Below are 18840 nucleotides of genomic sequence, written 5' to 3'. Positions count from 1 at the left end.
CTTCCATGGGAGTCACCACCGTGACCGAAATGACCGACGGCGTCCTGCACACCCTGTTCCGTACGGAACAGGGCGGCCACGAGCAAGTCGTGCTGTGCCAGGACCGAGCCACGGGCCTCAAGGCCGTCATCGCGATCCACTCCACCGCCCTGGGCCCCGCCCTCGGCGGCACGCGCTTCCACGCGTACGCCTCGGACGAGGAAGCCGTCCAGGACGCGCTGAACCTCTCGCGCGGCATGTCGTACAAGAACGCCCTCGCCGGTCTCGACCTCGGCGGCGGCAAGGCCGTGATCATCGGTGACCCCGACGTCATCAAGAGCGAGGAACTGCTGCTGGCCTACGGCCGGTTCGTGGAGTCCCTCGGCGGCCGCTACGTGACCGCCTGCGACGTCGGCACCTACGTGGCCGACATGGACGTCGTGGCCCGCGAGACCCGCTGGGCGACCGGCCGCTCCCCCGAGAACGGCGGAGCGGGCGACTCCTCCGTGCTCACCGCCTTCGGCGTCTTCCAGGGCATGCGCGCCAGCGCGCAGCACCTCTGGGGCGACCCGACCTTGCGCGGCCGCAAGGTCGCCGTGGCGGGCGTGGGCAAGGTCGGCCACTACCTGGTCGAGCACCTGCTGGAGGACGGCGCCGAGGTCGTCATCACGGACGTACGGGAAGAGTCCGTCCACCGGATCCTGGAGAAGCACCCGGGCAAGGTCACGGCGGTCCTGGACACGAACGCGCTCATCCGCGTCCCGGGCCTGGACGTCTACGCCCCCTGCGCGCTCGGCGGGGCCCTGAACGACGAGACGGTGCCGGCGCTGACCGCCAAGATCGTCTGCGGTGCGGCGAACAACCAGCTCGCGCACACGGGCATCGAGAAGGACCTCTCGGACCGCGGCATCCTCTACGCCCCGGACTACGTGGTCAACGCGGGCGGCGTGATCCAGGTCGCCGACGAGCTGCGCGGCTTCGACTTCGACCGCTGCAAGGCCCAGGCGACGAAGATCTTCGACACCACCCTGGCCATATTCGCACGTGCGAAGGCGGACGGCATTCCGCCGGCCGCCGCGGCCGACCGGATCGCCGAGCAGCGGATGTCCGACGCCCGCGCCGCGCGCGCGGTCTGACCCCTCGGGAGAGCCCCTGGGGGCGCCCGCCGGGGCGCAGCGAGACGGAACTCACTGCGCTTCGGCGGGTCGCCCGCCAGGAAAGGGTTAAAATCGCAGCTGACCAGCGAGGACGGGGTGCCTCGTTGGTTCTGCACCGGGGCGCGTCATGCGGGCGGCGTACCGTATGGCCGCGGAAGCAGGTACCGTTAAACCCCTACGGACGGTCTCTCCACGGAGAGCCCGCTCCGAACCATGAACGCGTGTCAGACTCTGGGGCCGTCGAGCCCCGTCACCGAGGGGGTCGAGCCATGGGGCGCGGCCGGGCCAAGGCCAAGCAGACAAAGGTCGCCCGCCAGCTGAAGTACAACAGCGGCGGGACTGATCTCTCGCGTCTGGCCAACGAGCTGGGCGCATCGCCGACGGAGCCGCTGCCTATCAGCGAGCCGGTCGAGGTCGATGACGATCAGGACGATGACGACGACGACCCGTACGCGCAGTACGCGGCTCGGTACAACGGCGATGACGACGACGAGGACGATGAGTCCGGTCCGTCGGCACACCGCCGCGGCGCTTGACGCCCACGGCGTCGGCACAGCAGGTCATAAAGCCGAAACCCGGTCCAGGGCGTAGCCCCGGGCCGGGTTTCGGTGCTGTTCAGCTCGCGTAGGTGCCGGTCAGGGTGGCGCCCTCGGTGTGGTCGCCGCGGTCGTGGATCTCGCCCGCGACCCACGCGTCGACGCCCCGGTCGGACAGCGCGGTCAGCGCCACCTCCACCGACTCGGCGGGGACGACGGCCATCATGCCGACGCCCATGTTCAGCGTCTTCTCCAGCTCCAGCTGCTCCACCCGGCCGGCCTTGCCGACCAGGTCGAAGATCGCGCCGGGGGCCCAGGTCGTCCGGTCGACCGTCGCGTGCAGGTGGTCCGGGATGACCCGGGCCAGGTTGGCCGCGAGGCCGCCGCCGGTGATGTGCGAGTAGGCGTGCACCTCGGCCGTACGGGTGAGGGCCAGGCAGTCCAGGGAGTAGATCTTCGTGGGCTCCAGCAGCTCCTCGCCGAGGGTGCGGCCGAGTTCGGCGATCTCCTGGTCCAGGGACATTCCGGCCCGGTCGAAGAGCACGTGCCGGACCAGCGAGTACCCGTTCGAGTGAAGGCCGGACGAAGCCATCGCGATGACGGCGTCCCCCGTACGGATGCGATCGGCGCCCAGGAGGCGGTCGTACTCCACGACGCCGGTGCCGGCGCCCGCCACGTCGAAGTCGTCCGGGCCCAGCAGGCCCGGGTGCTCGGCGGTCTCGCCGCCGACGAGGGCGCAGCCGGCGAGGACGCAGCCCTCGGCGATGCCCTTGACGATGGCCGCGACACGCTCGGGATGCACCTTGCCGACGCAGATGTAGTCGGTCATGAAGAGGGGCTCGGCGCCGCAGACGACGATGTCGTCCATGACCATCGCGACCAGGTCGTGGCCGATGGTGTCGTACACGCCGAGCTGGCGGGCGATGTCGACCTTGGTGCCGACGCCGTCGGTGGCGGAGGCCAGCAGGGGGCGCTCGTAGCGCTTGAGGGCGGAGGCGTCGAAGAGGCCGGCGAAGCCGCCGAGGCCGCCGAGGACCTCGGGGCGCTGCGTCTTCTTCACCCACTCCTTCATCAGTTCGACGGCGCGGTCGCCCGCTTCGATGTCCACGCCTGCGGCTGCGTAGCTGGCACCGGTGGTCTTCTCTGTCATGACAGGAGAGAGCTTTCGTGTCGTTACTGCGGGTGGTGCCGGGCCCTGGGAGAAGCCTCAAAGACAGGGCCCGGCGCAGGTGGAGCGGGCCGGACGGGAATCCGGCCTACGGGCGGCGCAGCGCGTCGGCGGCGTCCGAGCCGCCGGCGAGCTCGGTTTCCAGGAGCTGCTTGCCCAGGAGCTGCGGGTCGGGCAGCTCCATGGGGTACTCGCCGTCGAAGCAGGCACGGCAGAGGTTGGGCTTCTGGATGGTGGTCGCCTCGATCATCGTGTCGAGCGAGATGTACGAGAGGGAGTCCGCGCCCATGGAGGTGGCGATCTCGTCGACCGTCATGCCGTTGGCGATGAGCTCGGCCCGGGTCGCGAAGTCGATGCCGAAGAAGCACGGCCACTTCACGGGCGGCGAGGAGATCCGGATGTGGACCTCCGCCGCGCCGGCCTCGCGGAGCATCTTGACCAGGGCGCGCTGGGTGTTGCCGCGGACGATCGAGTCGTCCACGACCACCAGGCGCTTGCCCCGGATGACTTCCTTGAGGGGGTTGAGCTTCAGCCGGATGCCGAGCTGGCGGATCGTCTGCGAGGGCTGGATGAAGGTCCGGCCCACGTAGGCGTTCTTGACCAGGCCGACGCCGAACGGGATCCCGCTGGCCTCGGCGTAGCCGACGGCGGCGGGCGTACCGGATTCCGGCGTCGCTATCACCAGGTCGGCTTCGACCGGGGCTTCCTGGGCCAGGCGGCGGCCCATCTCGACGCGCGAGAGGTAGACGTTCCGGCCGGCGATGTCGGTGTCCGGGCGCGCCAGGTAGACGTACTCGAAGACACAGCCCTTGGGCTTTGCTTCCGCGAAGCGCGAGGTGCGCAGGCCGTTCTCGTCGATCGCGATGAGCTCGCCCGGCTCGACCTCGCGGACGAAACTGGCTCCGCAGATGTCGAGGGCGGCGGTCTCGCTCGCGACCACCCAGCCGCGGTCCAGGCGGCCCAGGACCAGCGGGCGGATGCCCTGCGGGTCGCGGGCGGTGTAGAGGGTCCCCTCGTCCATGAAGACGAGCGAGAAGGCGCCCTTGACCTTCGGGAGGACCTTGGTGGCCGACTCCTCGATGGTCAGGGGCTTGCCGTCGTCGTCGGTCTGTCCGGCGAGGAGGGCGGTCACGAGGTCGGTGTCGTTCGTGGCCGCCACCTGGGTGGCACGGCCGTCCTGACGGGGGAGGTCGGCGACCATTTCGGCGAGCTCGGCGGTGTTCACCAGGTTGCCGTTGTGACCCAGGGCAATGGAGCCGTGGGCGGTCGCGCGGAAGGTCGGCTGGGCGTTCTCCCAGACGGAGGCCCCGGTGGTCGAGTAGCGGGCGTGACCGACCGCGATATGACCTTGGAGCGAGCCGAGAGAGGTTTCGTCGAAGACCTGGGAAACGAGGCCCATGTCCTTGAAGACGAGGATCTGGGAACCGTTGCTCACAGCGATTCCCGCGGACTCTTGTCCGCGGTGCTGTAGTGCATACAGTCCGAAGTAGGTGAGCTTGGCGACCTCTTCACCCGGAGCCCAGACACCGAAGACGCCGCAAGCGTCCTGGGGGCCTTTCTCTCCGGGGAGCAGGTCGTGGTTGAGTCGTCCATCACCACGAGGCACGGCACCGAGTGTAGGCGAGATCGACCACTGGTCCGAATTGGGGACGGTCAGGAAAAGTCACAGTGCGGACAGTCGGGCCCTCCGTGCGGAGGGTGACCGTCTCGGAATCCGGAATGCCCTGGTTGACAGGTGCCTGTCGGTTCGTACAAGCTCCGCCCCATGCAGCCTCCCGGTGACCGCACCGTCACCCTCGTCGAGCGCCGGCACGTGGACCTGGTCCGTGTCGCGAGCGCCATCTGTCGTCGCTGCGCGTAGGCATCCGCCTTTCCCTTTCGCATTCCCCTTTTCTTTTTCCTGCTCCCCGTCCGAGCCCGCCCCGCCGTGCCGTGCGCCGCCGTGCGCCGCCCCCGGGCAGGCCGGCGGGCCGTGCCCTGGAGTACCTCTGTGAGCTCGAACGAATCCCCCCTGTCCCGGCGTGCCTTCGGGGGTGCGGTCGGTGTGACCGCGGCCGCGGCCGCGGTGGGTCTGGGCGCCTCGCCGGCGCAGGCCGCCGAGGAGCACCGCGCGGTGCCCGAGGAGCGGGAGTTCCGCGCCGCGCGGGACCGCCGGTCCCGGCGTCCGAACATCCTGTTCATCCTCGGCGACGACCTGGGCTGGGCGGACCTGTCCTCGTACGGGTCCCCGCACATCAAGACCCCGAACCTGGACCGGCTGGCCCGCCAGGGCGTCCGGTTCACCGACGCCTACTCGGGGTCGGCGACCTGCTCCCCGACCCGGTTCAGCCTGTACACGGGCCGCTACCCGGCCCGTACCAAGGGCGGTCTCGCCGAGCCGATCGCCGACAAGTCGGTGGGCCTGGAGCCCACGCACCCGACGCTGGCCTCGCTGCTGAAGGAGGCCGGGTACTCCACCGCGCTGATCGGGAAGTGGCACGCGGGCTACCTGCCCGACTACAACCCCACGAAGTCCGGCTGGGACGAGTTCTTCGGGAACTTCGGCGGGGCCCTGGAGTACTACTCCAAGCTCGGCCTGGGCGGCGAGTACGACCTCTACGAGGGCGACACCGAGTACAAGGACCTGCGCTACTACACGCGGATCATCACCGAGCGGGCGAGCGAGTTCGTGGGGCGCGAGCACCACGGAAAGCCGTGGCTGCTGAACCTCAACTACACGACCCCGCACTGGCCCTGGATCGCCGAGGGCGACACGGAGGAGAGCGCCGAGATCGTCCGCCGGATCAAGGCGGGCGACGGACGGGCGCTGTGGCACCAGGACGGCGGCTCGGTCGAGAAGTACAAGCAGCTGGTCGAGGACCTCGACCGGTCGGTCGGCGAGGTGCTGAAGGCGCTCAAGCGCTCCGGCCAGGAGGACAACACCCTGGTGGTGTTCTCCAGCGACAACGGCGGCGAGCGGTTCTCGTACAACTGGCCGCTGTCGGGGAACAAGGCGTCGCTGCAGGAGGGCGGCATCCGGGTCCCGAACATCGCCCGCTGGCCCGCGCGCCTGGAGGGCGGGCAGGTCAGCCGCGTCCCGGTGTTCAGCCCGGACTGGACGGCCACGCTGCTGGAGCTGGCCGGGACCCGGCCGCACCGCGCGTACCCGCTGGACGGCGTGAGCCTGGCCGGGTACCTGCTGCGCGGCGAGAAGCCGGCTCAGCGGGACCTGTTCTGGCGGGTGCGGGGGGAGCGGGCGCTGCGGCGCGGCGACTGGAAGTACTACCGCGGCAAGGCCGGCCGGGACCAGCTGTTCAACCTGGCCGGGGACGTCCGCGAGCAGGCCGACAAGGCGGCCGTGGAACCGGCCCGGCTGGCGGAGCTGCGGGCGGCCTGGGAGAAGACCGACGCGGGGCTGCTGCCGTACCCGGTCTGAGCCGGGCGGTGCGCGGGCGGCGTACGGGCGCCCCCCGGGCCGGGGGGCGCCGTGGCCGCGGCGCGGGCGCTCGCGGCGGCCGGAAGAGGCTCAAGCGGACCCGGGCGGGGTCACTCCGCCGCGGAGCCCGCCGTGGCGCCCAGTCCCGTGCCGTCGGGGGCGGTCAGGGTCAGCTTGCCGCCCTGCACCTTCCACGTGAGCGGGCCGCTGCCCAGCAGGCCGGTCAGGGTGCGCTCGACCTCGCCCTCGGGGCCCTGGCAGGCCATCCGGGTCGCGGTGAGCGGCCCGAAGGCGACGGTGGATCCGTCGACGGTGGCCTTCGAAGTGAACCGGTTGCAGCCGAGGTTGCCGCTGGCGGCGCCGTCGGCGGCGAGGGTGAAGCGGGCCCGGCCGGCGGCCGCGGCGGGTACGGAGGACACGCTCGCGCCGCTGATCAGGGAGTCGACGGTCCACTCGGTGACCGTGAGCGGGGCGTCCGGGTCCGGGGGTTCGGAGGTCATGGCGAGGGTGCTCCCGTCGGCGGTCTTCAGGGTGAGCCGGTCGGGGCCGCGGTCGACGGTGAGCCGGCCGCGGAACAGCTTGGCGAACTCGATCTCGAACGCCTGGTTCGCGCAGGCCATGGTGGTCGACATGCCCGGGGTGACGGTGAGGGCGCCGCCCTCGGGGACCACCTTCGCCGTGAAGCCGTTGCAGCCGTAGTTGCCCTTGGCCTCGTGCTCGGCGAGGTCGAGGCGGGCCTCGGCGGGTGCGTGGAGCGTCCGGCCGCCGGTGGTGAGGGACTCGACGCGCCAGGAGCCCTGGCCGCCGGGCAGTGGATCGGCCGGCTCCTCCCCCGCTCCGCCGCCGCAGGCGGCGAGGGCGAGGACGAGGGCCAGGCCGGGGGTGAGGTTCCGGAGAGTACGCATGACCCTGTGACGGAGCGGCCGCCGGAGCGGTTCCGCTCAGCTCATCAGCGGGAGGAGCGCGGACAGGTCCGCCCGCTCTCCGCTGGCCCGCACCAGGGCCCCGTCGAGCGCCTCCGACCAGCGCGTACGTCCCGTCGCGAGCCGCAGCCAGGTCAGCGGGTCGGTCTCCACCACGTTCGGCGGGGTGCCGCGGGTGTGGCGGGGGCCCTCGATGCACTGGACCACCGCGAACGGGGGGATCCGCACCTCGACCGATCCGCCCGGCGCCCGGACGGCGAGGGCGTCGGCGAGCAGCCGGGTGCAGGCCGCCAGGGCCTGGCGGTCGACGGGGACGTCCAGTCCGGCGGCCCGGTTCAGGTCGTCGGTGTGCACCACCAGCTCGACGGTCCGGGTGACGAGGAAGTCTGCCAGGGTCATGTCCCCGATCCACAGGTCCAGCACGCGGTGGCCGGGGTGGGCGTCCAGGGCGCGGGCCAGCCGCTCCCCCGCCCGCTCGTACAGCTCGGGCAGCGGGGCGCCTCCCAGGGTCTCCCGGGCGGCCTCCGAGATCTTCCCGGCGAGGGAGGCGGTGGCGAAGGGCCACTCCACGGCCGACAGCTCCGCGACCGCGGCGGGCGGCCGGTCGAGGCCGGCCGCGAGGGAGTCCGCGATCCACGCGACGTGCGCGGCGAGGTCGGCGACGGTCCAGTCGCCGAGCCCGCTGGGCCGCTCCAGCTGCTCGGGGGTCAACTCCCCGACGGCGCGGGCGACATGGCCGAACTGGGTGGTGACGGCCGTACGGACCCGGGCGGGGTCGTAGGCGCGCTGCTTCTTCCTGGCGGGCGGCATGACCCGACCCTACTCGGCGGCCTTCCGCGTCCGGGGAGCACCGCGGACACGGCCGGGCCCCCGCCCGGAACGCATCCGGACGGGGGCTCGGAACGGAGCGGGATCAGGCGAGCAGCGCCGGGATCGTCGCCTCGTGGGCCTCGCGGAGCTCGGCCAGCGGGAGCGTGAACTCGCCCTGGACCTCGATCTCGTCGCCGTCCACCACGCCGATGCGGGCGGCCGGCAGGCCCCGCGCACCGCACATGTCGGTGAACCGGAGCTCCTCGCTGCGCGGAACGGACACGATGGCCCGGCCCGCGGACTCGGAGAACAGGAAGGTGAAGGCGTCCAGGCTCTCGGGGACCACGATCCGCGCACCGTTGCGGCCGCGCAGACAGGACTCGGTGAGCGCCTGGATCACGCCGCCGTCGGACAGGTCGTGCGCGGCGTCGACCATGCCGTCGCGGGAGGCGGAGATCAGGATCTCGCCGAGCAGCTTCTCGCGGCCCAGGTCCACCTTCGGCGGCATGCCGCCGAGGTGGTCGTGGACGACCTGGGACCAGGCCGAGCCGCCGAACTCCTCGGCCGTGTCGCCCAGCAGGTACAGCAGCTGGCCGGGCTCCGCGAACGCCATCGGCGTACGGCGGTTGACGTCGTCGATCACACCGAGGACCGCCACGACCGGGGTCGGGTGGATCGCGGTGTCGCCCGTCTGGTTGTAGAGCGAGACGTTGCCGCCGGTGACCGGGGTGCCCAGCTCCAGGCAGCCGTCCGCGAGACCGCGGGTGGCCTCGGCGAACTGCCACATGACGTCCGGGTCCTCGGGGGAGCCGAAGTTCAGGCAGTTCGAGATCGCGAGGGGCTTGGCACCGGTCGCGGCGACGTTGCGGTACGACTCCGCCAGCGCGAGCTGCGCGCCGGTGTACGGGTCGAGCTTGGCGAAGCGGCCGTTGCCGTCGGTGGCCATGGCGACGCCGAGGTTGGTCTCCTCGTCGATGCGGACCATGCCCGCGTCCTCGGGCTGCGCCAGGACGGTGTTGCCCTGCACGAAGCGGTCGTACTGGTCGGTGACCCAGGACTTCGAGGCCTGGTTCGGGGAGGAGACCAGCGCGAGGACCTGCGCGCGCAGCTCGGCCGACGTGGCCGGGCGCGGCAGCTCGTTCGCGTCGTCCGCCTGGAGCGCGTCCTGCCACGCGGGGCGGGCGTACGGGCGGTTGTAGACGGGGCCCTCGTGGGCGACGGTGCCCGGGGGCACGTCCACGATCTGCTCGCCGTGCCAGAAGATCTCCAGGCGCTCGCCCTCGGTCACCTCACCGATGACGGTGGCGATGACGTCCCACTTCTCGCAGATCTCCATGAACCGGTCGACGTGACGCGGCTCGACGATCGCGCACATGCGCTCCTGCGACTCGCTCATGAGGATCTCCTCGGGCGAGAGCGTCGCGTCGCGCAGCGGGACGGTGTCCAGCTCGACGCGCATGCCGCCGGAACCGGCGGAGGCCAGCTCGCTCGTGGCGCAGGAGAGCCCGGCGCCGCCGAGGTCCTGGATGCCCGCGACCAGCTTCTCCTTGAAGATCTCCAGGGTGCACTCGATGAGGAGCTTCTCCTGGAACGGGTCGCCGACCTGGACCGCGGGGCGCTTGGTGGGCTTCGTGTCGTCGAAGGTCTCGGACGCGAGGACCGAGACGCCGCCGATGCCGTCGCCGCCGGTGCGGGCGCCGTAGAGGATGACCTTGTTGCCGGGGCCGGAGGCCTTGGCGAGGTGGATGTCCTCGTGCTTCATGACGCCGATGCATCCGGCGTTCACCAGCGGGTTGCCCTGGTAGCAGGCGTCGAAGACGACCTCGCCGCCGATGTTCGCCAGACCCAGGCAGTTGCCGTAGCCGCCGATGCCCGCGACCACGCCCGGCAGGACGCGCTTGGTGTCGGGGTGGTCGGCGGCGCCGAAGCGCAGCGGGTCCACGACGGCGACCGGGCGGGCGCCCATGGCGAGGATGTCGCGGACGATGCCGCCGATGCCGGTGGCCGCGCCCTGGTAGGGCTCGATGTACGAGGGGTGGTTGTGCGACTCGACCTTGAAGGTGACCGCGTAGCCCTGGCCGACGTCGACGACGCCGGCGTTCTCGCCGATCCCGACGAGCATCGCGTCGTTCTCGGGGATCTTCTCGCCGAACTGCTTCAGGTGGACCTTGCTGCTCTTGTACGAGCAGTGCTCGGACCACATGACCGAGTACATGGCGAGCTCGGCGCCCGTGGGGCGGCGGCCGAGGATCTCCCGGATGCGGGCGTACTCGTCCTCCTTGAGGCCGAGTTCCTTCCAGGGCTGGGCCGCGTCCGGGGTCTCGGCGGCGTTCTTGACCGTGTCCAGGCTCATGCGTTGACCAGCTTCTTCAGGACCGACGTGAAGAACGGGATGCCGTCGGTGCGGCCGGTGCCGACCAGCGGCTCCACCGCGTGCTCGGGGTGCGGCATGAGACCGACGATGTTGCCCCCGGCGTTGCTGATGCCGGCGATGTCGCGCAGCGACCCGTTGGGGTTGCCGGCTCCGTCGGCGGCGTCGCCGTCGACGACGTACCGGAAGGCCACGCGTCCCTCGGCCTCCAGTTCGTCGAGCGTGCGCTCGTCGGCGGTGTAGCGGCCGTCCACGTTCTTGAGCGGGATGGAGATCTCCTGGCCGGCGGCGTAGTCGCCGGTCCACGCGGTCTCCGCGTTCTCCACCCGCAGCTTCTGGTCGCGGCAGATGAAGTGCAGGTGGTTGTTCCGGAGCATCGCCCCCGGCAGCAGGTGGGCCTCGGTGAGGATCTGGAAGCCGTTGCAGATGCCGAGGACGGGCATGCCGCCCCTGGCCTGCTCGATGATGGTCTCCATCACCGGCGAGAACCGGGAGATGGCTCCGGCGCGCAGGTAGTCCCCGTAGGAGAAGCCGCCCGCGAGGACGACCGCGTCGACCTGGTGCAGGTCCTTGTCGCGGTGCCAGAGCGAGACCGGCTCGGCCCCCGCGAGGCGGATGGCGCGCAGCGAGTCACGGTCGTCGAGCGTTCCGGGGAACGTGACGACTCCGATGCGAGTGGTCACCGTCAGGCCTCGACCTTCACGGTGAAGTCTTCGATGACGGTGTTGGCGAGGAACGTTTCGGCCATCGTGTGGATGCGGTCGAGGGCGGCCTGGTCGACCGGTCCCTCCACCTCGAGTTCGAAGCGCTTCCCCTGGCGGACGTCGGCGATCCCATCGAAGCCCAGACGCGGCAGTGCACGCTGCACCGCCTGGCCCTGGGGGTCGAGGATCTCCGGCTTGAGCATGACGTCGACTACGACGCGTGCCACTGGCACTCCCGTGTGGTGGTTGGTGCGAAGGCGGTTCCCTCAGCGTACCCGGCGAAAATTTCTACGCGGGTAGATATCCTTCATCCTTGATCACCGGAACGATTCGGCTTCACCAACGCTTCGCAAAATCCGCCGGAAAACCACGCCCCCGGCATTGCGGCGGGACACGCGGAGAGAATTAACTGGGCTTAGCAATGCAATGGGAATCAAGGTACAAAGGAATCACCCGGTGCGAGTGACTTTTGCCGCTTCGCAACGGGGACGGAAAGATGCATTGCTCCGAAACATCCACACAGGCGACATCACCGCACGTCAGTAGGCGGCGTTGTCGCACGAAGGGACCGATATCCGTGGCGCAGCGCGTAGTAGTCACGCTCTCCGACGACATCGACGGCGGAGAAGCGGCGGAAACGGTCGTGTTCGCCCTGGACGGTAAGTCGTACGAGATCGACCTCAATCCCGCCAACGCCAAGAAACTGCGGAAGGGCCTCGCCCCCTTCGTGGCGGCCGGCCGGCGCCAGTCCCGCTCCGGGAAGGCCTTCAAGCACACGTCGGTCGCACCGGACCCGGCGGTCGTGCGGGCCTGGGCCCGGTCGAACCACCACGAGGTGCCGCCGCGGGGCCGCATCCCCAAGAAGATCTACGAGGCCTACAACGCGGCCCACTGAGAGCCGATTTGCCATCCACCCCCCTCCGTCGGCTAGTGTGTGGATCACGCCGAGGGGCGAGGCCGCAGGTCAAAGCCCCGAAGGTCGTGCGGGTGTAGTTCAGTAGTAGAACATCCCTCTTCCAGAGGGAAGGCGCAGTGTGCGATCCCTGTCACCCGCTCTGCATCGCTTTACGGACCACCACGGTGGATCAGGTAGAGTGATGCTCGCATTGCCGAGCGCGTAGTCCAGCGCCATGCATGCGGACGTAGCTCAGTTGGTAGAGCACCACCTTGCCAAGGTGGATGTCGCGCGTTCGAGTCGCGTCGTCCGCTCAAAGTGAGAAGGCCCCGGTCATTGTGACCGGGGCCTTCTTCGTGTGGCCGCCTTACGGCCTTTCCCGCGATCCGGCCGCACCGCGTCCGGCGGCGCCCCCTGACAAATGTCATCGGCGGCCATGACAGCGCGCACTGCCGGGCCGGTCCGGGCGCCGCGAGGCTGGATCCATGACTGACACCGTGATCGACGTCGAGGACCTGCGCCGCGGCTACTCGGGCGGCTTCGAGGCCGTCCGGGGCGTCTCCTTCTCCGTGCGGCGGGGCGAGATCTTCGCCCTGCTCGGCACCAACGGCGCCGGCAAGACCTCCACCGTCGAGCTGCTGGAGGGGCTGGCCGCGCCGACCGGCGGGCGGGTGCGGGTCTTCGGGCTGGACCCCCGCGCCCGGCGGGCCGAGGTGCGCCCCCGGACCGGGGTGATGCTCCAGGAGGGCGGATTCCCCTCCGACCTGTCCGTCGCCGAGACCGTACGGATGTGGGGCGGGCTCACCTCCGGCGCCCGCCCGGCGGCGGAGGCGCTGGAGCTGGTGGGGCTGGGCGGGCGCGCCTCCGTACGGGTCAAGCAGCTGTCCGGCGGCGAACGGCGGCGCCTGGACCTGGCGATGGCCCTGCTGGGGCGGCCCGAGGTGCTGTTCCTCGACGAGCCGACCACCGGCATGGACCCCGAGGGCCGCCGGGACACCTGGGCACTGGTGCGGGAACTGCGGGCGCAGGGCACCACGGTGCTGCTCACCACGCACTACCTGGAGGAGGCCGAGGAGCTCGCGGACCGCCTCGCGATCCTGCACGAGGGGGAGCTCGTCCTGACCGGTACCCCCGCCGAGGTCACCGCGACCCGGCCGTCGCGGATCCGCTTCGCCCTGCCGGCGGGGGTGCCCGCGGCCCGGCTGCCGCTGACGCTGCGCGCGGCCGCGCACGGCCGGGACGTGGAGGTCCGTACCGAACGGCTCCAGGCCGACCTGACCGAGCTGCTGCGCTGGGCCCACGACCACGGGGTGGAACTCGGCGGGCTCGACGCCCGCTCCGCCTCCCTGGAGGAGGCCTTCCTGGAGATCGCGCAGAACCGCCGGAGCGCCGGCGGCCGTACCGAGGACACGATGGCGGGGACCCGATGAACACCATGACCCTGAATCCCGGGCGCCTCGCGGCGCTCGGCCGCTCCGAGATCACGCTGCTGGTGCGCAACCGGGCCGCCCTGAGCGTGGCGCTGCTGATGCCGCTGGTGATGGTGTTCGTGCTGCGCACCTCGGTGACCGGCGCCGACGGCAGGGCCGCCGTCGGCGAGGCCACCCTGACCGGCGGGATCGGCATGGTGCTGATGCTCGTCGTGTACATGAACCTGGTCTCGGCGTACGTCGCCCGGCGCGAGGAACTCGTCCTCAAGCGGCTGCGGACCGGTGAGGCGGGCGACCTGGAGATCCTGGCCGGGACCGCCCTGCCCTCCGCCGTCCTGGCCCTCGGGCAGATCGCCGTCCTCGTGGTCGCGGGCTCCCTCGCGCTCGACGTGCCGCTGCCGCGCGAGCCGCTGCTGATCGCCGTCGCCGTCCCCGCCGGGATCGTGCTGCTGGCCGGGCTGTCCGCGGTGACCGGCGCCGTCACCCGGAACGTGGAGAGCGCGGGCATCACCACGCTGCCGCTGTTCCTGCTGACCTCGCTCGGTTCCGGGCTGTTCCTGCCGGCGGACGTACTGCCGGACGCGCTGGCCTCGGCCTGCGAACTGCTGCCGCTCAGCGGCGTGATGGCCCTGGTGCGCGCCGGCTGGTCCGGGGGCGCCGGGGGCGGGGACCTGCTGGGTGCCGCGCTGACCACGCTGGCCTGGACGGCGATCAGCGTGTTTGCTGTCCAGCGGTGGTTCCGCTGGGAACCGCGCCGCTAGGACGCGCAACGAGCCGGGGGGAGGCGCCGTGTCGAAGCTGACCGGATGGTGGAGGAACCGCAGCAGCGCGGGGAAGGTCGAGCTGTACACGCGCTGGTCGTTCCACTTCTTCGTGCTGATCGAGATCACGACGATCGGCCTCGCCGCGCTGGGGTCCATGACCGCCACCAGCTCGGCGCTGCTGCCCGCCTCGCTGTTCCTGGCCGTGTGCGTCCACGCCGTCCTGTGCGGGGTGCTCTCCTCCCGGGCGCTGGACTGGCACGTGGAGCGGCGCGAGCGGCCGACGCGGCTCGCCGTGGCCGCCATGGCCGTCACCGCCGCGGCGTGCCTGGCCGTGCTGCTCCTGCGCCGGGCGGGGCTGACCGGGCCACCGGAGGTGGCTCCGACGCTGGTCCTGGGCCTGGCCTGCTTCGCCTGCGGCTCGGTGGTGCTGTGCATGCGCAAGGTCCGGCACATGCTGCTGACGGCCCCCGCCATGGCGGTGGGCACCGCGGGGGTGATGCTCGCCATGGGCCTGCCGGCCGCGGAGGCCCTCGGGTACGGCGTCGGGATCCTGCTGAGCGGCATCTTCCTCGTTGCGGCCTGCGGTTTCTCGGCCTGGCTGGTGCGTGCCGTACGGGAGCTGGACCGGTCGCGGGAGCTCCAGGCGCAGCTGGCGGTCGCCGAGGAGCGGCTGCGCTTCGGGCGCGACCTGCACGACGTGATGGGGCGCAACCTCGCGGTGATCGCCCTCAAGAGCGAGCTGGCCGTCCAGCTGGCCCGGCGCGAACGCCCGGAGGCGGTGGACCAGATGATCGAGGTGCAGCAGATCGCCCGCGACTCCCAGCGGGAGGTGCGGGACGTCGTGCGCGGCTACCGCGAGGCCGACCTGGCGGTGGAGCTGGAGGGCGCGCGGGGCGTGCTGAGCGCCGCCGGGATCGACTGCCGGGTGGAGCTGCGGGAGCGCCGGCCGCTGCCCCCGGCGGTGCAGTCGGCGCTGGGCTGGGTGGTGCGCGAGGCCACCACGAACGTGCTCCGGCACGGGGAGCCGCGGCACTGCGTGATCCGGCTCGCGGCCGTGGACGCCGGGGAGGACCTGGTCCTGGTCGTGGAGAACGACGGGGTGCCCGCGGTGGCCCCGCCGGGCGACGGCAAGCCCGGTTCGGGGCTGGCCGGGCTGCGGGAGCGGCTGGCCGCGCTGGAGGGAACCCTGGAGGCCGGTCCCGCGCCCGGCGGCCGCTTCCGGGTACGGGCCGAGATCCCCGCGCGGCGACTGCGCGGGCACGCGGAGGAAGAGGAAGAGGAGGTCCGGGCGTGAACCCCGTACGCGTACTGCTCGCCGACGACGAGCACCTGATCCGCGGGGCGCTGGCCGCCCTGCTCGCGCTGGAGGACGACCTGCTGGTGGTCGCGGAGGCGGCGTCGGGGCCCGAGGCCCTGGCGATGGCCCGGGCCCACCGGCCGGACGTGGCGGTGCTGGACCTCCAGATGCCGGGGGCGGACGGTGTGAGCGTGGCCACATCGCTGCGGACCGAACTCCCCGGCTGCAAGACCATGATCGTGACGAGCCACGGGCGTCCCGGGCACCTGAAGCGGGCCCTGGCGGCCGGGGTGCGGGCCTTCGCCCCCAAGACCGTCTCGGCGCAGCGGCTGGCGGAGCTGATCCGGACCGTGCACGCCGGAGGGCGGTACGTGGACCCGGAGTTGGCGGCCGACGCGATCAGCGCGGGGGACTCGCCGCTGACCGCCCGGGAGGCGGAGGTGCTCGAACTGGCGGCGGACGGGGCGCCGGTCGCGGAGATCGCGGAGCGGGCCTCCCTGACGCAGGGGACCGTACGGAACTACCTGTCCTCGGCGGCGACGAAGCTGGGGGCCGAGAACCGGCACACGGCAGTGCGTCTCGCACGGGAGCGGGGTTGGGTATAGTGGGTACCGCGCTACGGCGCATGCGGACATAGCTCAGTTGGTAGAGCACCACCTTGCCAAGGTGGATGTCGCGCGTTCGAGTCGCGTTGTCCGCTCAGCGCAAGGAGCCCCCGGCCATCGGCCGGGGGCTTCTTCGTGTCTCAGGTCCCGGTGGCCGCGGTCCAGGACAGGCCGGTGAGCCGCTCGTACGCCTCGACGTACTTGGCGCGGGTCTGCTCGACGACCTCCTGCGGCAGCGCGGGCGGCGGGAGTTCGCCCTTCGGGTCCCAGCCGGAGGCGGGGGAGGCCAGCCAGTCGCGGACGTACTGCTTGTCGAAGGACGGCTGGCTGCGGCCCGGCTCCCACTGGTCGGCGGGCCAGAAGCGGGAGGAGTCCGGCGTCAGCACCTCGTCGGCCGCGACCAGGGTGCCGTCGGCGAAGCCGAACTCGAACTTGGTGTCGGCCAGGATGATCCCGCGCTCGCGGGCGATGTCCCGGGCGCGGCCGTAGACGGCGAGGGTGGCCTGGCGCAGCAGGGCGGCGGTCTCGGCCCCCGCGGTGCGCGCGACCTCCTCGTACGAGACGTTCTCGTCGTGCTCGCCGACGGCGGCCTTGGCGGCCGGGGTGAAGATCGGGGCGGGCAGCTCGGAGCCGTCCACGAGCCCCTCGGGGAGGGCGAGTCCGCAGACCGTACGGGTCTTCTCGTACTCGGCGAGGCCGGAGCCGGTGAGGTAGCCGCGGGCCACGCACTCGACCGGGACCATGTCGAGGTTCCGGCAGATCAGCGTGCGGCCGGCCCAGTCGGCCGGGGCGCCGGGGGGCAGTTCGGTGGACACGACGTGGTTCGGGACCAGCTCGGCCAGCTGGTCGAACCACCAGAGGGACAGCTGGGTGAGGACGCGGCCCTTGTCCGGGATCTCGGTGGGGAGCACCCAGTCGAAGGCGGACATCCGGTCGCTGGCGACCATGACGAGGTGGCCGTCCCCGTCGCGGTAGAGATCGCGCACCTTGCCGGTGTGGAGGTGGACGAGGCCCGGCACCTGGACCGGCTCGGGCTTTTCGACGAATCCGGACACGGGGTCTCCCTGTGGTTCTGTACGAGCGCACCCCCATTCTCCCGCACCGAGACCCCCGCACCGCCCGGGGGGGGTCAGTCGCGCTTGCAGATCCGGTCGAGCAGATTGGCCGTGGCCCGCTGGACCCGCTCGTCGACGTGGCCCGGCCGGTCGAGCGCAGGGGACCAGGCGAAGGTGCCGGAGGCGAAGACGAGCGCGCCGCTGGGGGCCCGGTAGAGGGAGGTCTCCTGGTGGCGCCGGTGTCCGTCGCCGTCGAGGTACGGGGAGTGCGCCAGCAGGATGCGGTCCCGGTGCTCGGGGAGCTGCGTGCGCGGGAAGTACCGGTCGGCCTCGCCCGCGACCAGGCCGGGCAGCTCGTCGTTCTCCCCGGCGCCGGTGGCGTCCCAGATCCAGTGGGTCGCGTTGCGCACGATGAGGGGCTCGGGCTCGGGGACCCGTCCCGCGTACTGGATGCCGAGGAGCTGCTGCTCGGGGCGGTCGACCTCGCGCCAGAGGCTGGAGCGCCCGGGGCCGCGGCGTTTTCGGCAGGTGAGGAGGCGGTCGGCGACCCCGGAGGCGGACGGGCCCAGCTCCACCTGCCAGTACATGGTGTTGGCGGAGAGGAAGACGAGCGAGGTGCCGTGCTCGCGGGCGCGCTCGACGGTGCGGCGCATGGGGGCCGACCAGTACTCGTCGTGCCCGGGGAAGACCAGGCCCCGGTAGCGGGTGGGGTCGACGCGGCCGGCGTGCAGGTCGCGGGTGTCGGCGTAGGCGATGTCGTAGCCGTAGCGCTCGGCCCAGCGGATGAAGTCGTAGGCGTGGCCGACGTGCAGGGGCAGGCCGGCGCCCGCGTAGGGGCGGTCGAAGGAGACCGTGACGGCGGCGTCCCGCTCGCCGAGCAGCCGGCCGTCCTCGTCCCAGGCGTGGTAGAGGCTGGCGCCGGTACGGCCGTCCTCCGGGTAGAGGTTGTAGGCCTGCCAGGTGATGTCGGGGAGCAGGAGCAGCAGGTCGGCGGGGTGGTCGTCGCGGACCGTGAAGGGAACGTGGGAGCGGTAGCCGTCGACGGTGGTCAGGACGGCCACGTACGCGCCGACGCTCCAGTAGCTCGGGACCTGGAGGCGCCAGGACATCCACCAGTGGTGGCAGGAGACGGTGCGGTCGGCGGCGAGGGGGGCCGGCTGGACGATGCCGGAGAGGCGGGGACTGGTGGTGATCTTCGAGGCCCCGTCGCCGCCGTAGTGGCCGATCCGGTAGACGTCGACGGAGAACTGCTGGGGCGGGTCGACGGTGATGTGGAAGTCGATGGCCTCGCCGGGGGTGACGGCTCCGGTGGAGGCGAACCCCTTGATCTGGCGGTGCACGTCGTCGGCGGTGCGGGGCCCGCCGTTGCCCCGGGCGCGGGGGATCCGTCCGGTGTCGGCGGCCGCGGCGGCCGGGTCCACGTACCAGGGCACGACCTGGCCGGTGTCGTCGAAATAGAGCTCGCTGCCCCGGAACCAGGGCAGGGGCCCCTGCCCGAAGGGGTCCGTCACCGCGTGCGCGAGCGCACCTGACTCCCAACGCCGGATCTGGTCCGCACCCATGACCGCTCCCCTCCCTCGCTCCCCCGGACGGGCGTTCTCCGAGCCGTTGCGCGGCACTGTTTCCGGTCACCGGGCCGCGACCGGTCCCAGCACATCACATAACGCACGCACTCCGTCACCGTTCGTCGCGAATTGACGTGAGCGGAACATTCGCGTCCGTTCGCCCGTA

At 71.8% G+C, this 18840-nt stretch carries 18 protein-coding genes and 3 tRNA genes; 12 read left to right on the top strand and 9 right to left on the bottom strand.

Annotated elements, in window-relative coordinates; translation table 11 throughout:
* The first annotated feature begins 20 nt into the window (after positions 1 to 20).
* Both ACZ6S8_RS10355 and ACZ6S8_RS10350 read left to right on the top strand, forming a co-directional pair.
* Positions 21 to 1115: a Leu/Phe/Val dehydrogenase gene (locus tag ACZ6S8_RS10355; protein WP_469454265.1), complete on the top strand. Its 1095-nt coding sequence runs from the start codon at positions 21 to 23 to the stop codon at positions 1113 to 1115.
* Positions 1116 to 1405: 290 nt separating this feature from the next.
* A complete protein-coding gene (locus tag ACZ6S8_RS10350) occupies positions 1406 to 1672 on the top strand; it encodes a DUF3073 domain-containing protein (protein WP_383923884.1) in 267 nt (88 codons plus the stop codon).
* Between the two features lie 79 nt (positions 1673 to 1751).
* Here the strand turns inward: ACZ6S8_RS10350 and purM are convergent, their stop codons facing one another.
* Together purM and purF are read right to left on the bottom strand one after the other, a co-directional pair.
* Positions 1752 to 2822, bottom strand: coding sequence for a phosphoribosylformylglycinamidine cyclo-ligase (gene purM, locus ACZ6S8_RS10345; protein WP_469454262.1), 1071 nt, complete (start codon positions 2820 to 2822; stop codon positions 1752 to 1754).
* Positions 2823 to 2928: 106 nt separating this feature from the next.
* Positions 2929 to 4446 carry an amidophosphoribosyltransferase gene (purF, locus tag ACZ6S8_RS10340; RefSeq protein ID WP_383923878.1) on the bottom strand — a complete coding sequence of 506 codons (1518 nt, stop codon included), beginning with the start codon at positions 4444 to 4446 and terminating at the stop codon, positions 2929 to 2931.
* A 159-nt stretch (positions 4447 to 4605) separates the two neighbouring features.
* On the opposite strand from purF, the gene ACZ6S8_RS10335 reads away from it, so the two are divergent.
* Positions 4606 to 4701: a putative leader peptide gene (locus ACZ6S8_RS10335; RefSeq protein ID WP_469454260.1), complete on the top strand. Its 96-nt coding sequence runs from the start codon at positions 4606 to 4608 to the stop codon at positions 4699 to 4701.
* Positions 4702 to 4830: 129 nt separating this feature from the next.
* Entirely contained in the window at positions 4831 to 6255 is a 1425-nt protein-coding gene (locus tag ACZ6S8_RS10330) for a sulfatase-like hydrolase/transferase (protein WP_469454258.1), read from the top strand.
* Between the two features lie 110 nt (positions 6256 to 6365).
* On the opposite strand, the gene ACZ6S8_RS10325 is transcribed toward ACZ6S8_RS10330, so the two are convergent.
* From ACZ6S8_RS10325 to purS, 5 genes are all read right to left on the bottom strand, one after another.
* Positions 6366 to 7160 carry an META domain-containing protein gene (locus ACZ6S8_RS10325; RefSeq protein WP_469454255.1) on the bottom strand — a complete coding sequence of 265 codons (795 nt, stop codon included), beginning with the start codon at positions 7158 to 7160 and terminating at the stop codon, positions 6366 to 6368.
* 36 nt (positions 7161 to 7196) lie between these two features.
* Entirely contained in the window at positions 7197 to 7988 is a 792-nt protein-coding gene (locus ACZ6S8_RS10320; RefSeq protein ID WP_469454253.1) for a maleylpyruvate isomerase family mycothiol-dependent enzyme, read from the bottom strand.
* A gap of 103 nt (positions 7989 to 8091) precedes the next feature.
* Positions 8092 to 10341, bottom strand: a complete 2250-nt coding sequence (purL, locus tag ACZ6S8_RS10315) for a phosphoribosylformylglycinamidine synthase subunit PurL (RefSeq protein WP_469454252.1) — start codon at positions 10339 to 10341, stop codon at positions 8092 to 8094.
* A complete protein-coding gene (gene purQ / locus ACZ6S8_RS10310) occupies positions 10338 to 11042 on the bottom strand; it encodes a phosphoribosylformylglycinamidine synthase subunit PurQ (protein ID WP_469454249.1) in 705 nt (234 codons plus the stop codon). Before purQ ends, purL begins: the two co-directional genes overlap by 4 nt.
* Before the next feature lie 2 nt (positions 11043 to 11044).
* Positions 11045 to 11290, bottom strand: a complete 246-nt coding sequence (purS, locus tag ACZ6S8_RS10305) for a phosphoribosylformylglycinamidine synthase subunit PurS (RefSeq protein ID WP_283457338.1) — start codon at positions 11288 to 11290, stop codon at positions 11045 to 11047.
* A gap of 350 nt (positions 11291 to 11640) precedes the next feature.
* Here purS and ACZ6S8_RS10300 point away from each other — a divergent pair, with 350 nt between their 5' ends.
* The 8 genes from ACZ6S8_RS10300 to ACZ6S8_RS10265 all read left to right on the top strand — a co-directional run bounded on the left by ACZ6S8_RS10300 (position 11641) and on the right by ACZ6S8_RS10265 (position 16149).
* The gene (locus tag ACZ6S8_RS10300; RefSeq protein WP_469454246.1) at positions 11641 to 11958 is read left to right on the top strand and encodes a histone-like nucleoid-structuring protein Lsr2; all 318 of its coding nucleotides are present in this window, start codon (positions 11641 to 11643) and stop codon (positions 11956 to 11958) included.
* 88 nt (positions 11959 to 12046) lie between these two features.
* Positions 12047 to 12118 (top strand) — tRNA-Gly (locus ACZ6S8_RS10295).
* Between the two features lie 81 nt (positions 12119 to 12199).
* Positions 12200 to 12272 (top strand) — tRNA-Gly (locus ACZ6S8_RS10290).
* 171 nt (positions 12273 to 12443) lie between these two features.
* A complete protein-coding gene (locus tag ACZ6S8_RS10285; RefSeq protein WP_469454244.1) occupies positions 12444 to 13388 on the top strand; it encodes an ABC transporter ATP-binding protein in 945 nt (314 codons plus the stop codon).
* Complete coding sequence (locus ACZ6S8_RS10280) at positions 13385 to 14149, top strand: ABC transporter permease (protein ID WP_469454242.1); 765 nt, start codon at positions 13385 to 13387, stop codon at positions 14147 to 14149. The genes ACZ6S8_RS10285 and ACZ6S8_RS10280 overlap by 4 nt, the downstream gene beginning before the upstream one ends.
* A 28-nt stretch (positions 14150 to 14177) precedes the next feature.
* Entirely contained in the window at positions 14178 to 15446 is a 1269-nt protein-coding gene (locus tag ACZ6S8_RS10275; RefSeq protein ID WP_469454240.1) for a sensor histidine kinase, read from the top strand.
* The gene (locus tag ACZ6S8_RS10270; protein ID WP_383923840.1) at positions 15443 to 16054 is read left to right on the top strand and encodes a response regulator; all 612 of its coding nucleotides are present in this window, start codon (positions 15443 to 15445) and stop codon (positions 16052 to 16054) included. The genes ACZ6S8_RS10275 and ACZ6S8_RS10270 overlap by 4 nt, the downstream gene beginning before the upstream one ends.
* A gap of 22 nt (positions 16055 to 16076) precedes the next feature.
* Positions 16077 to 16149: transfer RNA gene (locus ACZ6S8_RS10265), tRNA-Gly, on the top strand.
* Between the two features lie 45 nt (positions 16150 to 16194).
* Here the strand turns inward: ACZ6S8_RS10265 and ACZ6S8_RS10260 are convergent.
* Both ACZ6S8_RS10260 and ACZ6S8_RS10255 read right to left on the bottom strand, forming a co-directional pair.
* Positions 16195 to 17109 (bottom strand): phosphoribosylaminoimidazolesuccinocarboxamide synthase, encoded by a 915-nt coding sequence (locus ACZ6S8_RS10260; RefSeq protein WP_469454238.1) that lies wholly within the window; start codon positions 17107 to 17109, stop codon positions 16195 to 16197.
* A 74-nt stretch (positions 17110 to 17183) separates the two neighbouring features.
* Positions 17184 to 18671, bottom strand: a complete 1488-nt coding sequence (locus tag ACZ6S8_RS10255; protein ID WP_469454237.1) for a N,N-dimethylformamidase beta subunit family domain-containing protein — start codon at positions 18669 to 18671, stop codon at positions 17184 to 17186.
* Between the last annotated feature and the right edge of the window lie 169 nt (positions 18672 to 18840).

Source organism: Streptomyces sp. NPDC048461 (assembly GCF_055587105.1).
Note: the sequence above shows the minus strand (reverse complement) of the source record. Positions and strands in the feature narration are given on the sequence as shown.

Bases quoted from the DNA above. Each gene is read 5' to 3' on its own strand.
- ACZ6S8_RS10350 (WP_383923884.1), top strand. From the start codon at position 1,406: ATGGGGCGCGGCCGGGCCAAGGCCAAGCAGACAAAGGTCGCCCGCCAG.
- purM (WP_469454262.1), bottom strand. From the start codon at position 2,822: ATGACAGAGAAGACCACCGGTGCCAGCTACGCAGCCGCAGGCGTGGAC.
- ACZ6S8_RS10335 (WP_469454260.1), top strand. From the start codon at position 4,606: ATGCAGCCTCCCGGTGACCGCACCGTCACCCTCGTCGAGCGCCGGCAC.
- ACZ6S8_RS10325 (WP_469454255.1), bottom strand. From the start codon at position 7,160: ATGCGTACTCTCCGGAACCTCACCCCCGGCCTGGCCCTCGTCCTCGCC.
- ACZ6S8_RS10320 (WP_469454253.1), bottom strand. From the start codon at position 7,988: ATGCCGCCCGCCAGGAAGAAGCAGCGCGCCTACGACCCCGCCCGGGTC.
- purL (WP_469454252.1), bottom strand. From the start codon at position 10,341: ATGAGCCTGGACACGGTCAAGAACGCCGCCGAGACCCCGGACGCGGCC.
- ACZ6S8_RS10285 (WP_469454244.1), top strand. From the start codon at position 12,444: ATGACTGACACCGTGATCGACGTCGAGGACCTGCGCCGCGGCTACTCG.
- ACZ6S8_RS10280 (WP_469454242.1), top strand. From the start codon at position 13,385: ATGAACACCATGACCCTGAATCCCGGGCGCCTCGCGGCGCTCGGCCGC.
- ACZ6S8_RS10255 (WP_469454237.1), bottom strand. From the start codon at position 18,671: ATGGGTGCGGACCAGATCCGGCGTTGGGAGTCAGGTGCGCTCGCGCAC.